Origin of the sequence: Variovorax sp. V93 (assembly GCF_041154485.1) — a bacterium.
Classification (GTDB): Bacteria; Pseudomonadota; Gammaproteobacteria; order Burkholderiales; family Burkholderiaceae_C; genus Variovorax; species Variovorax beijingensis_A.
Map to the genome: position 1 here is coordinate 2448702 of NZ_AP028669.1, position 12165 is coordinate 2460866.

At 66.6% G+C, this 12165-nt stretch carries 12 protein-coding genes; 7 read left to right on the forward strand and 5 right to left on the reverse strand.

Going from position 1 to position 12165, the window contains the following annotated elements:
• Positions 1-30: 30 nt before the first annotated feature.
• The 6 genes from pstC (at position 31) to phoR (ending at position 5613) form a co-directional block, all read left to right on the forward strand.
• Positions 31-1110, forward strand: coding sequence for a phosphate ABC transporter permease subunit PstC (gene pstC, locus ACAM54_RS11595; RefSeq protein WP_369650778.1), 1080 nt, complete (start codon positions 31-33; stop codon positions 1108-1110).
• Positions 1107-1991, forward strand: a complete 885-nt coding sequence (gene pstA, locus ACAM54_RS11600; protein WP_192324476.1) for a phosphate ABC transporter permease PstA — start codon at positions 1107-1109, stop codon at positions 1989-1991. Before pstC ends, pstA begins: the two co-directional genes overlap by 4 nt.
• Before the next feature lie 20 nt (positions 1992-2011).
• Positions 2012-2791 (forward strand): phosphate ABC transporter ATP-binding protein PstB, encoded by a 780-nt coding sequence (gene pstB, locus ACAM54_RS11605; protein ID WP_021007056.1) that lies wholly within the window; start codon positions 2012-2014, stop codon positions 2789-2791.
• A 16-nt stretch (positions 2792-2807) separates the two neighbouring features.
• Positions 2808-3509, forward strand: a complete 702-nt coding sequence (gene phoU / locus ACAM54_RS11610) for a phosphate signaling complex protein PhoU (RefSeq protein WP_012747426.1) — start codon at positions 2808-2810, stop codon at positions 3507-3509.
• Positions 3510-3538: 29 nt separating this feature from the next.
• Positions 3539-4231 carry a phosphate regulon transcriptional regulator PhoB gene (gene phoB / locus ACAM54_RS11615; RefSeq protein ID WP_012747427.1) on the forward strand — a complete coding sequence of 231 codons (693 nt, stop codon included), beginning with the start codon at positions 3539-3541 and terminating at the stop codon, positions 4229-4231.
• 86 nt (positions 4232-4317) lie between these two features.
• The gene (gene phoR, locus ACAM54_RS11620) at positions 4318-5613 is read left to right on the forward strand and encodes a phosphate regulon sensor histidine kinase PhoR (RefSeq protein ID WP_049809346.1); all 1296 of its coding nucleotides are present in this window, start codon (positions 4318-4320) and stop codon (positions 5611-5613) included.
• Here phoR and ACAM54_RS11625 read toward each other — a convergent pair.
• The 3 genes from ACAM54_RS11625 to ACAM54_RS11635 all read right to left on the reverse strand — a co-directional run bounded on the left by ACAM54_RS11625 (position 5602) and on the right by ACAM54_RS11635 (position 9030).
• Positions 5602-6945 (reverse strand): MATE family efflux transporter, encoded by a 1344-nt coding sequence (locus tag ACAM54_RS11625; protein ID WP_025569353.1) that lies wholly within the window; start codon positions 6943-6945, stop codon positions 5602-5604. The two genes, phoR and ACAM54_RS11625, sit on opposite strands and share 12 nt — an antisense overlap.
• A 3-nt stretch (positions 6946-6948) precedes the next feature.
• Positions 6949-8676 carry a hypothetical protein gene (locus tag ACAM54_RS11630; protein ID WP_025569354.1) on the reverse strand — a complete coding sequence of 576 codons (1728 nt, stop codon included), beginning with the start codon at positions 8674-8676 and terminating at the stop codon, positions 6949-6951.
• An 84-nt stretch (positions 8677-8760) separates the two neighbouring features.
• Positions 8761-9030, reverse strand: coding sequence for a type B 50S ribosomal protein L31 (locus ACAM54_RS11635; RefSeq protein WP_007836661.1), 270 nt, complete (start codon positions 9028-9030; stop codon positions 8761-8763).
• Positions 9031-9188: 158 nt separating this feature from the next.
• On the opposite strand from ACAM54_RS11635, the gene ACAM54_RS11640 reads away from it, so the two are divergent.
• Positions 9189-10262, forward strand: a complete 1074-nt coding sequence (locus ACAM54_RS11640) for an oxidoreductase (RefSeq protein WP_025569355.1) — start codon at positions 9189-9191, stop codon at positions 10260-10262.
• A 54-nt stretch (positions 10263-10316) separates the two neighbouring features.
• Here the strand turns inward: ACAM54_RS11640 and rho are convergent, their stop codons facing one another.
• On the reverse strand, positions 10317-11582 hold the full coding sequence (gene rho, locus ACAM54_RS11645) for a transcription termination factor Rho (RefSeq protein WP_021007063.1): 1266 nt from the start codon (positions 11580-11582) through the stop codon (positions 10317-10319).
• Between the two features lie 182 nt (positions 11583-11764).
• Complete coding sequence (gene trxA, locus ACAM54_RS11650) at positions 11765-12097, reverse strand: thioredoxin TrxA (protein WP_012747433.1); 333 nt, start codon at positions 12095-12097, stop codon at positions 11765-11767.
• Between the last annotated feature and the right edge of the window lie 68 nt (positions 12098-12165).

Genomic DNA, 12165 nt, shown 5'->3' on the forward strand with positions numbered 1-12165 from the left:
CAACCCCCTCAAGCCCAGGACGGCGCAGCCATGAGCAGCACTTCGCTCGAGGATGCGCCGCTTTCGTCATTGCCGGAGCGACCCGTGTCATCCACCTATCCTGCCTCCGCATCCTCGCTCGACCTCGCGGCCGAACGCGGCCGCGTCACCGCACCACCGCCCGCCAAGGCGCCGCGTTCGGGCCCGATGGCCGACCGCCTGTTCGGCTGGGCCGCCAAGGGCGCCGCGCTGCTCACGCTCGCGATGCTGATCGGCATCCTGCTGTCGCTGATTGCCGGCGCATGGCCCGCCATCTCGAAGTACGGCCTCGGCTTTCTGACCAGCAGCGTCTGGGACCCGGTGCAGAACGAGTACGGCGGCCTGGTCATGATCTACGGCACGCTGGCCACCTCGGTCATCGCGCTGGTGATCGCGGTGCCGGTGAGCTTCGGCATCGCGCTGTTCCTGACCGAGCTCTCGCCCAGCTGGCTCAAGCGCCCGCTGGGCACGGCCATCGAACTGCTCGCCGCCGTGCCATCGATCGTGTACGGCATGTGGGGCCTGCTGGTGTTCGGCCCGATCCTTTCCACCTGGGTCCAGCAGCCGCTGCAGAAGCTGCTGGCCGGCGTGCCGTACCTTGGCGCGCTGGTATCGGGCCCGCCCGTGGGCATCGGCATTCTCTCGGCCGGCATCATTCTCGCAATCATGATCATTCCGTTCATCGCCTCGGTGATGCGCGACGTGTTCGAAGTGACGCCGCCGCTGCTCAAGGAGTCGGCCTACGGCCTGGGCTCCACCACCTGGGAAGTGGTGTCGAAGGTCGTGCTGCCCTACACCAAGGCCGGCGTGATCGGCGGCATCATGCTCGGGCTGGGGCGCGCGCTGGGCGAGACGATGGCGGTCACCTTCGTGATCGGCAACATGAACCAGCTCAACTCGCTTTCCGTGTTCGAGGCGGCCAACAGCATCACCTCGGCACTTGCCAACGAATTTGCCGAAGCCGGCGCGGGCCTGCACCAGGCCGCGCTGATGTATCTCGGCCTGGTGCTGTTCTTCATCACCTTCGTCGTGCTGACGCTGTCGAAGGTGCTCCTGGCCCAGATGAAGAAGAGCGAAGGAACCAAGTCATGAGCACGGCTCAAAACCTGCTGAATGCGAAGGCGCTCGCCGAAACGCGCCAGGCCAAGTTTGCCGCGCGCAACCGCGTCAACAAGATCGCGCTCACGCTGTCGCTCGCGGCGATGGTGTTCGGCGTGTTCTGGCTCATCTGGATCCTGTGGGAAACCCTGCGCCTGGGCCTGGGCGGCCTGGCGCTTGCCACCTTCACCGAGATGACGCCGCCGCCGAACGAGGCGGGCGGCATTGCCAACGCGATCTTCGGTTCGTTCGTGATGGTGATGCTCGCGACCTTCGTGGGCACGCCGATCGGCATCATGGCCGGCATCTACCTGGCGGAGTACAACCCCAAGGGCTGGCTGTCGTCGGTGACGCGCTTCGTCAACGACATCCTGCTGTCGGCGCCGTCGATCGTGATCGGCCTGTTCGTCTATGCCGTGGTGGTGGCCTACTTCAAGACCTTCTCGGGCCTGGCGGGTGCGCTGTCGCTTGCGCTGATCGTGATTCCGGTGGTCATCCGCACCACCGAGAACATGCTGCAGCTGGTGCCGCCGGGGCTGCGCGAAGCGGCCTATGCGCTCGGCACGCCGAAGTGGAAGGTCATTTTGAGCATCACGCTGCGCGCCGCGCGCGCCGGTGTGGTCACAGGCGTGCTGCTGGCCGTGGCGCGCATCGCGGGCGAAACCGCGCCGCTGCTCTTCACCGCGCTCAACAACCAGTTCTGGACCGCCGACATCAGCCAGCCGATGGCCAGCCTGCCGGTGACGATCTTCAAGTTCGCGATGAGCCCGTACGAAAACTGGCAACAGCTGGCCTGGGCCGGCGTGTTCCTGATCACCGTGGCCGTGCTCGCCCTCAACATCCTGGCGCGGGTCCTCACGCGCAACAAACTCTGATTCAAGAAGAAGTAGCAACCATGCCAAACACCGTCGCACAACCGTCGCGCTCGAAGATCTCGGTCAAGGACCTGAACTTCTACTATGGCAAGTTCCATGCGCTCAAGGGCATCAACCTCGAGATCCCCGAGAACAAGGTGACGGCCTTCATCGGCCCGTCGGGCTGCGGCAAGTCGACCCTGCTGCGCACCTTCAACCGCATGTTCGAGCTCTACCCCGAGCAGCGCGCCGAGGGCACCATCGCCCTGGACGGCGAGAACCTGCTCACCTCCAAGCAGGACGTGGCACTGATCCGCGCCAAGGTCGGCATGGTGTTCCAGAAGCCCACGCCGTTCCCGATGTCGATCTACGACAACATCGCCTTCGGCGTGAAGCTGTTCGAAAATCTCAGTGCGAGCGAGATGGACGACCGCGTCGAGTGGGCGCTCAAGAAGGCGGCGCTCTGGACCGAAGTGCGCGACAAGCTGCAGCAAAGCGGCTCGGGCCTTTCGGGCGGCCAGCAGCAGCGCCTGTGCATCGCACGCGGCATTGCCATCAAGCCTGAAGTGCTGCTGCTCGACGAACCGTGCTCTGCGCTCGACCCGATCTCGACCGCAAAGATCGAAGAGTTGATCGCCGAGCTCAAAAACGAGTACACCGTGGTCATCGTGACGCACAACATGCAGCAGGCTGCACGCTGCAGCGACTACACCGCCTACATGTACCTGGGCGACCTGATCGAGTTCGGCGCGACGGAACAGATGTTCTTCAAGCCGCAGCGCAAGGAGACCGAGGACTACATTACCGGCCGTTTCGGCTGATGCCAAGGAGGCACACATGACTGAAAAACATCTCTCCAGCCAGTTCGACAGCGAACTCAACGGCGTCTCGTCGCGCGTGATGGAACTCGGCGGCATGGTCGAGGCGCAGATCCACCAGGCGGTGTACGCACTGCTGCAGTTCGATCCCGACGCTGCCGACCGCGTGATGGAAACCGAGACGCGCGTCAATGCCATGGAGATCGAGATCGACCGCGAGCTGTCGTCGATCATCGCGAGGCGCCAGCCGACCGCGCGCGACCTGCGCCTCCTGATCGCCATCTCCAAGACCACGGCCAACCTGGAGCGCGTCGGCGACGAGGCCAACAAGATCGCGCGCATGGTCAAGTCGATCATCGAGAGCGGCTCGGCCCGCGCGCTGCCCTCGAACGAGCTGCGCATCGCCGCCGACCTGGCCTCGGGCCTGCTGCGCACCGCGCTCGACGCGTTCGCGCGCCTGGACACGGCCGCGGCGCTGTCGATCCTGAAGGACGACGACCTGATCGACAAGGAGTTCGACGGCTTCGTGCGCAAGCTGGTCACCTACATGATGGAAGACCCGCGCACGATCTCGGCCAGCCTCGACCTGCTGTTCCTGGCCAAGGCCATCGAACGCATCGGCGACCACGCCAAGAACATCGCCGAATTCATCATCTACATCGTCAAGGGCGCCGATGTGCGGCACACTTCGATGCAAGAGATCGAATCGGCGCTGCAGTAACAGAGCGAGCCCAAGTCTCCCAAGAAAGCATGAAGAAACCCCGAGTCCTGATCGTCGAAGACGAGTCCTCGATCGCCGAGCTGATCGCCGTCAACCTGCGCCACAACGGCTTCGAGCCGATCTGGTCGGAAGACGGCGCGGCGGCACAACGCGAGATCGACGCCTTCCTGCCGGACCTGATCCTGCTCGACTGGATGCTGCCCGGACAGAGCGGCCTGCAGCTCGCGCGCCAATGGCGCAAGGACCCGCGCACCAAGGCCATCCCGATCCTGATGCTCACCGCGCGCGGCGACGAGCCCGACAAGGTGGCCGGCCTCGACGCAGGTGCCGACGACTACATCACCAAGCCATTCTCGACGCAGGAAATGCTCGCGCGCATCCGCGCCGTGCTGCGCCGCCGCGCGCCCGAAGTGGTGACCGAACGCGTGGAGATCGGCGAGCTCGCACTCGACACCGCCACGCACCGCGTCACCTGGCAGGGCAATGCGCTCAAGGTGGGGCCGACCGAATTCAAGCTGCTGGCCTACCTGATGCAGCATGCCGAGCGCGTGCACAGCCGTGCGCAACTGCTCGACAAGGTCTGGGGCGACCACGTCTACATCGAGGAGCGCACGGTCGACGTGCACGTCAAGCGCCTGCGCGAATCGCTGGGCGCCGCCTCGCCCATGGTCGAGACGGTGCGCGGCGCCGGTTATCGCCTGACGGCCCAAGTCACGGTTTGAGCCCCGCTGCTTTCACGGGCCGCGGGCGCGGATAATCGCCCGCCATGCCTTTCCGTATCGCTACATTTCTAATAGCGTCCCTCCTAATGGGAGCGGGCGCTGCAGCCATTTTCGGCTGGAAATTCGGATGGCTGGGCGCCTGGCTGGGCGCGGTGTTGTGGCTCGCGCTCGACGCGTGGCGCGCCGAGCGCCTGCTCAAGGTGCTGCGCAACAATGCGGCGGGCCTGCCGACCCGCGGCGCCGGTGTCTGGGGCGAACTTTCTGAACGCATCCGCAAGCTGCTGCGCGACCGCGAACAGCAGACCCGCCAGGCCGAGGACCGCCTGCAGGAATTCCTGGCCGCCATCCAGGCGTCGCCCAACGGCGTGATCTTGCTCGACGAACAGGGCCGCATCGAGTGGTGCAACCAGACGGCGGCCAGCCAGTTCGGCATCGACGCCGAGCGGGATCTGCTGCAGCATCTTGCGAACCTGGTCCGCGACCCCGCCTTCGTGGCCTACCTGGCCTCGTGGAACTACAGCCGCGACGTGGTCATCGATGCTTCCGGCCCGGGGCAGGGGCACCAGCGCAGCCATCCGGTGCGCCTGTCGGTGCAGGTGCATCCCTATGCGGGCAACCGCCGCATGCTGCTGACGCGCGACATCACGGCGGTCGAGCAGGCCGAAGCCATGCGGCGCGACTTCGTCGCCAACGTTTCGCACGAGATCCGGACCCCGCTCACCGTGCTGGCGGGCTTCGTGGAAACCCTGCAGAACCTGCCGCTCGATGCGGACGAGCGTGCGCGCTATCTCTCGCTCATGAGCCAGCAGTCGCATCGGATGGAAACCCTGGTCAACGACCTGTTGACGCTCTCGCGGCTCGAGGGCAGCGCCGCGCCTTCGGGCAACCAGTGGATCCGCATCCGCGCGCTGCTCGCGCAGTGCGAAGACGAGGGACGGGGCCTGTCGGGCCGGCTCACGCCGCAGGGCCACCGCCTTTCCTTCACGATCGAGGCTGAATCCGAGATTTCGGGCGCGCCGACCGAACTGCAAAGCGCCATGTCGAACCTGCTGAGCAACGCCATCCGCTATACGCCCGGCGGCGGCGAGGTGGCGGTGAGCTGGCGGCTGCTGCCCGACGGGCGCGGCGAATACGCGGTGCGCGACACCGGCCCCGGCATTGCCGCCGAGCACATTCCACGCTTGACCGAACGCTTCTATCGCATCGATCGCAGCCGCTCCCGCGAAACCGGCGGCACCGGCCTGGGCCTGGCCATCGTGAAGCACATCGCGCAGCGGCATGGCGCTGAACTGCGGATCCAGAGCACGGTGGGCAAGGGCTCGCGTTTCGCGCTGGTGTTCCCGGCAACCCGTGTGCGGGAAGCGCGGCTGCTAGCGAAGTGAGCGGCGCATCGTCCAGCGCAGCAGCGCGCCGAACAGCAGGGCCGTGACTGCGAGCGCTCCGGCGCTCATGAGCCAGAAGGCGAGCGGCGACTGCATCGCAGGCCAGGGCCCCAGCCCGCGGTAGGCCAGCAGGTAGCTGCCACCCAGGCCCACTCCCCAGAGCAGCGTGCAATAGACGACCAGCGGCACCAGCGTGACGCGGTAGCTGCGCAGCACGAACACGCACAGCGTCTGCAGCGCATCGGCAAAGTGATAAGCCGCCACCACCAGCAGCAGCGCCGCGGCCACTGCGATGACGGCCGGGTTGTCGGAATACACGTGGGCCAGCCTGAAGCGCAGCGCCACCATGGCGCCCGCGAAGAACAGCGCGCAAAGGGCGGTGAGCTCGAAGCCCATGCGGCAGGCGCGGCGAGCCTTGGCGGCCTTTCCGGCGCCGAGCCAGAAGCTCACGCGCGCGCTGGTGGCAATGGCCAGCGAGAGCGGCACCATGTAGGCCACCGCCAGCAGGTTCGAGGCGATCTGGTGCGCGGCCGCCGCGGCCGTGCCCAGGCGCGCAATGAACAGCGCCATCAGGGTGAACGAAGTCACTTCCACCAGCACGGCCAGGCCGCCGGGAATGCCCAGGCTCGCGAACTGGCGGATCTGGCGCCAGTCGGGCGCTTCGATGCGTTCCCAGAGCCGATAGTCGCGGTAGAAGGTGCTGCTGCGCAGCAGCCACACGGCGCAGGCCAGCATGGCCCAGTTCACGCACAGCGTGGCCCAGGCGCAGCCCACCAGGCCCATGGCCGGCAGGCCCGCGCCGCCGAAGGCGAACCAGATCGACAGTGGCAGTTTCACGCACAGCGAGCCCAGCTGGAGCCAGGTCACGACCTGCGGCTTGCCCAGGCTCTGGTTCAGGGTGCTGAACAGGCGGAACAGCAGGGCCGGTGGCAATGCGAAGGCGAGCACCCCAAGATAGGTTTCCACCTCGCCGCGCATCGCGGGCGGCACCTGGGTCCAGCGCAGCACCGCACCGGGCAGCAGCAGCACGGCCATGCCGACGGCAATGGCGATGGCAGCCAGGTAGAGCGACTGCCGCACCGAGCGGCCGACTTCGCTTCTACGGTCCGCGCCGTGCAGTTCCGCCCAGACCGGCAGCAGCGCCTGCAGCACGCCCATCAGCGAGACGAACACGCTGATGAAGACGGCCGCGCCCACAGAGAGCGCGGCGAGCGCGTTCTCCGAATAGCGGCCGGCCACGATGGTGTCGGTCACGCCGAACGCCATCACGGCCAGCTGGCCCACCAGCACCGTGCCGGCGTGCCGCGCAATCAGGCCTCGTTCGCCGCTCACTTGCTAGGGCGCGATCTTCTGGTAGAGCAGCAGGTCGTCGGTCGCGCTGCTGGGCCGGCGCAGCGTGCCGCTGAAACGCCAGTGCTCCAGGCGAATGATGGTGTGCAGCCGCTCGATGGTTTCAGGGCTGACCAGCAGCCAGGGGCAATCGGTGCCGAGCAGCAGCGGTTGCAGGTTGAACTGGCCGTGGTGCCGCAGCGCCGCGATGTGCGCGCGGCTCAGCGCAAGCTCGGCAATGCAGCTCGGCTGCCCGACGCGCTCGGCCACCGCCCGCACCTGGGGGGCATAGCTGCGCGCATAGTCGATGGGAGGCAGCCACAGCGTCATCAGCAGCATCCAGCACAGCGCGGTGCCGCCGGCCGGCAGCACCAGCGTTTTCCAGAGCGCCGCGCGGTGGCGCCCGGTGCGCCAGCGCACCACCCAGCACCAGGTGATGGTGGCGGCCAGCGCCAGGACGAACGGGATGGCCGAGAACTCCGGCACGAACCCCGGCACCAGCCGCGCCACGCTGGCCGCCGGCTTGGGCGGCACGCCGGTCTGCATCGCGATCCAGTAGATCCATCCCAGCACCGCCAGCCCGCTGAAGAACAGCACGTTGAACCAGTCGATCAGCGCCGCCGCGCTGCGCCGGAAGGTGGGCAGGGCAAAGGCCGCCAGCGTGGCGAGTGCGGGCAGCGCCAGCAGCAGCGAACGGTCGGAATAGTCGGTGGTCCAGGTCGCGGCCAGCGGCACCAGTGCAAACCAGAACGGCAGCGCCACATGGCGCGCCGTGAGCTGGCGGCGCCAGCGCCACAGCGTCCAGATCGCGAGCGGCCAGACCGGCCAGGTGAACCACACCAGCAGCTTGGCCTGGCTGCGCACGTCGCTCAGCGCCGAGGTGCTGCTCGGATGATGGCCCGGCAACTGGATCTTCCATTGCAAAAGGCCCAGCCCGAGCGCCAGTGCGGCGGCCGCCAGCGCGGCCGCGATCATCGTGGCCAGCGCGCCCCGGGTATAGCCGGGGCTTTCGTCGGAGGCGGCGCCGGCGGTGCGCCGCTCGTAGGCGATGAACAGCGCGCTGCCCACCGCCAGCGCCAGGCCGACGGTTGGACCGCCACTCAAGGTCATGCCGATGGTGCCGACCAGCAATGCGATGACCGGGCCGACGCGGCGGTAGGGCAGTGCCGCCACGCCGTAGAACAGATGCGACGCGAAATACAGCTGCGCCAGCGCCGGCGTGGTTTCATGGCCCAGCTGGGCCAGGCCCAGGCAGGCGATCAGCGCCAGCAGTCCGCCATCGGCAATGGCGCGGGCGTAGTCGGTGGGCCGTGCTTCGCCTCCGAAGGCGAAGGCCACCGGCTGGGCCCGCGAAGTGCGCGCGAGGTAGTAGACGGCGTACCAGGTGGCGGTGAAGGTGCCCCAGAGCAGCAGCGCGAAGGCGATGCGCACCGCCAGGTCGGGGTTCACCCAGGATGGCGCGATCTTGATGGCCCAGGCGCCGATCCAGTAGGGAAGCAGCGCCGGCGTTTCAGGGCGCAGGCCCAGCAGCAGGGGATCGAACCAGCGGGCGATGCCTTCGGTGTTGCGCGCCAGTTCGGCCATGTAGCCGAAGGAGGTGATGTCGGCGCTCTTCCAGGGGCCGCGCCCCAACAGGCCCGGCAGGAGATAGGCGGCACACAGCAGCAGCAGTGCCAGGCGCGGCAGCCGGCGCACGGCGCTCTGGGCAACGATCGCGGGAGTGGGCTGATTCACAGGGTGGAAACGAACGTCGGTCTTGGGAAAGAAAAAAAGGGCAGCGCGGTAAACCGGGCTGCCCTCGATGCGAAAGCGCGTGCTTTACTTGGAAGCAGCGCCGGTGGTCTTGCCGAAGCGGTTGCGGAACTTCTCGACGCGACCGCCCATGTTGTCGACCGACTTTTGCGTGCCCGTGTAGAACGGATGCGATTCGCTCGTGGTGTCGAGCTTGAACAGCGGCAGTTCGCGGCCGTCGTCGGTCTTGCCCATTTCCTTGGTGTTCGCGCACGAACGGGTCACGAACTTGAAGCCGTTCGACATGTCGACGAACAGGATTTCGCGGTAGTTCGGGTGGATGCCTTCTTTTGCCATGGTCTTTCCTTTGGGGTCGATGCGAGAGCCACAAGCGCGCCCAAGGGGACACGCCGTTCCGGGGAGGGAAATCGCAGGGCAAGACGCCCGGCTGCACTTTTCGCGGAGCCGCCGATTATCGCATACTGTCCCGATTTGAGCGAAGGACGGCCCTCCAGATGACCTCCAGAACCCTGCGCGCCGGCCTCGTCGGCTATGGCTTCGCCGGCCAGACCTTCCATGCGCCGGTGCTTTCGGCCGTGCCGGGGCTCGAACTGGCGGCCGTGGCGAGCTCCCGCCCGCACAAGGTCCACGCCGACTGGCCCGGCGTGGCCGTGGTGCCCGATGCGGCCGCGCTCGTGGGCCGGCCGGACATCGACCTGGTGGTGGTGGCGACCCCCAACGCCCAGCACCATCCGGTCGCCAAGGCCGCCCTGGAGGCCGGCAAGCACGTGGTGGTGGACAAGCCGTTCACGCTCGACGTGGCCGAGGCCAGAGAGCTCGAATTGTTGGCTCGGCGCAACAATTGCCTGCTGGCGGTCTATCAGAACCGGCGTTTCGATGCCGATTTCCTCACGCTCAAGGACGTGCTGGCGAGCGGGGAACTCGGCCGGCTGGTGTACCTGGAATCGCACTTCGACCGCTTCCGCCCCGAGGTGCGCGACCGCTGGCGCGAACAGAAGGTGCCGGGCGCGGGCCTCTGGGTCGACCTGGGCTCCCATCTGGTCGACCAGGCGGTCCAGTTGTTCGGAACGCCCGACACGCTGCAGCTCGACACCGCGGCCTTGCGCGAGGGCGCGCAGGTCGAGGACTATTTCCACGCCGTGCTGCGCTACGAAAGCGGCCCGCATGCGCCGCTGCGCGTGGTGCTGCACGCCACCACGCTCGCGGCCCATGCCGCGCCGCGCTACATCGTGCACGGCACGCGCGGCAGCTACATCAAGCATGGCGTCGATCGGCAGGAAGACGCGCTGCGCGCCGGCCAGCGGCCCCCGATGGCGGGGTGGGGCGCCGATCCGAAGGACGGCGAACTCGTGGTGCCCGCCAGCGACGGCGGCGAGCCGCAGCGCCGGACCTGGCCCACGCGGGCCGGCAACTACGTCGAGTACTACGCCGCGGTGCGCGATGCGATCCTCGGCAACGGCCCGAACCCGGTGCCGCCCGAGCAGGCCGTCGCGCTGATGGAACTGCTCGACATCGGCCAGCAGAGCGCGGCCGAGGGCCGGGCGATCCGCCTCATCGGTCGCCCATGAAAAAAGCGCGTTGGCCCGGGGGCCAACGCGCTTTTTTTGCGGCGAGCGTGGTGCTCAGCCGCCGCGACGCATCATGTCGAAAAATTCGACATTGGTCTTGGTCGCCTTCATGTTCTTGAGCATGAGCTCCATCGACTCGATCTCGTCCATGTTGTACATGAGCTGGCGCAGGATCCGGGTCTTCTGCAGGATCTCGGGTGCCAGCAGCAGCTCTTCGCGGCGGGTGCCGCTGCGGTTGAGCTGGATCGAGGGGAACACGCGCTTTTCGTAGAGGCGGCGGTCCAGGTGGATTTCGGAGTTGCCGGTGCCCTTGAACTCTTCGAAGATCACTTCGTCCATGCGGCTGCCGGTGTCGATCAGCGCGGTGCCGATGATGGTCAGCGAGCCGCCTTCTTCGACGTTGCGCGCCGCGCCCAGGAAGCGCTTGGGACGCTGCAGCGCGTTGGAGTCGACACCGCCGGTCAGCACCTTGCCCGACGAGGGCACGACGTTGTTGTAGGCGCGGGCGAGGCGGGTGATCGAGTCGAGCAGGATCACCACGTCCTTCTTGAGTTCGACCAGGCGCTTGGCGCGCTCGATCACCATCTCGGCCACGTGCACGTGGCGCGCCGCGGGTTCGTCGAAGGTCGAGGCAATGACCTCGCCCTTCACGGTGCGCTGCATTTCGGTCACTTCTTCAGGCCGCTCGTCCACCAGCAGCACCATCATGTGCACTTCGGGGTAGTTGGCGCTGATGGCGTGGGCAATGTGCTGCATCATCACCGTCTTGCCGCTCTTGGGCGGCGCCACCAGCAGGGCGCGCTGGCCCTTGCCGATGGGGGCGATGATGTCGATGATCCGGCCCGTGATGTTCTCGTCGCTCTTGACGCCGTCGCGTTCCAGCTTCATCTGTTCCTTGGGGAACAGCGGCGTCAGGTTCTCGAACATCACCTTGTGCTTGTTCTGCTCGGGCGGACCGTCGTTGACCTTGTCGAGCTTGGTCAGCGCGAAGTAGCGCTCGCCGTCCTTGGGCGTGCGCACTTCGCCTTCGATCATGTCGCCGGTGTGCAGGTTGAAGCGGCGCACCTGGCTCGGCGAGATGTAGATGTCGTCCGTGCTGGCCGTGAAGCTGGTGTCGGGGCTGCGCAGGAAGCCGAAGCCGTCGGGCAGGATTTCGAGCACGCCGTCGGCAAAGACCTGTTCGCCGGCCTTGGCGCGCTTCTTGATGATCGCGAACATCAGCTCCTGCTTGCGCATGCGGCCGACGTTTTCGATCTCAAGCGCTTCAGCCTGCTTGAGGACTTCAGACACGTGGAGTGCCTTGAGTTCGTTTAAGTGCATGGAATGACCCCTTGCGGGGCAATCGATCGGAAAAACGGGGGGAGGTTTGATGTGAGGCGAGAGCTGCCTCACAAACCGGGGAACTCGAACCGGTTACCTCGAAGGGGCCGGTGATCTGTGGGAGATTATGACAGCAAAAATCCGTCCGGCCAACGCATTGCGCGCTGGCCGGGTGAAATGCCTTACGCGAGCTGCTGGTCGATGAAGGCCGTGAGCTGCGCCTTGCTCATGGCGCCGACCTTGGTGGCGGCCAGCTGGCCGTCCTTGAACAGCATGAGCGTGGGGATGCCGCGGATGCCGAACTTGGCCGGGATGTCGCGGTTCTCGTCGACGTTGAGCTTGGCGATCTGCAGCTTGCCTTCGTAGGCGGTCGACACTTCATCGAGGATGGGGGCGATCATCTTGCAGGGGCCGCACCATTCGGCCCAGTAGTCGACCAGCACAGGCTGGCTGGACTTGAGCACGTCGGCTTCGAAGGAAGAATCGGAGATGTGTTTGATCAGGTCGCTGGCCATGTGATGTGTCCTTGTGCGCAGAGAGTTTCGGTGCAGCTAAAGTGCTGGTCATTGTGACAGAAACCAAG

Excerpts from the sequence above, each read along its gene's own strand:
- phoB (WP_012747427.1), top strand. The coding sequence starts at position 3,539 with ATGAAGAAACCCCGAGTCCTGATCGTCGAAGACGAGTCCTCGATCGCC.
- rho (WP_021007063.1), bottom strand. The coding sequence starts at position 11,582 with ATGCACTTAAACGAACTCAAGGCACTCCACGTGTCTGAAGTCCTCAAG.
- phoR (WP_049809346.1), top strand. The coding sequence starts at position 4,318 with ATGGGAGCGGGCGCTGCAGCCATTTTCGGCTGGAAATTCGGATGGCTG.
- phoU (WP_012747426.1), top strand. The coding sequence starts at position 2,808 with ATGACTGAAAAACATCTCTCCAGCCAGTTCGACAGCGAACTCAACGGC.
- pstB (WP_021007056.1), top strand. The coding sequence starts at position 2,012 with ATGCCAAACACCGTCGCACAACCGTCGCGCTCGAAGATCTCGGTCAAG.
- pstC (WP_369650778.1), top strand. The coding sequence starts at position 31 with ATGAGCAGCACTTCGCTCGAGGATGCGCCGCTTTCGTCATTGCCGGAG.
- pstA (WP_192324476.1), top strand. The coding sequence starts at position 1,107 with ATGAGCACGGCTCAAAACCTGCTGAATGCGAAGGCGCTCGCCGAAACG.
- ACAM54_RS11635 (WP_007836661.1), bottom strand. The coding sequence starts at position 9,030 with ATGGCAAAAGAAGGCATCCACCCGAACTACCGCGAAATCCTGTTCGTC.
- trxA (WP_012747433.1), bottom strand. The coding sequence starts at position 12,097 with ATGGCCAGCGACCTGATCAAACACATCTCCGATTCTTCCTTCGAAGCC.
- ACAM54_RS11640 (WP_025569355.1), top strand. The coding sequence starts at position 9,189 with ATGACCTCCAGAACCCTGCGCGCCGGCCTCGTCGGCTATGGCTTCGCC.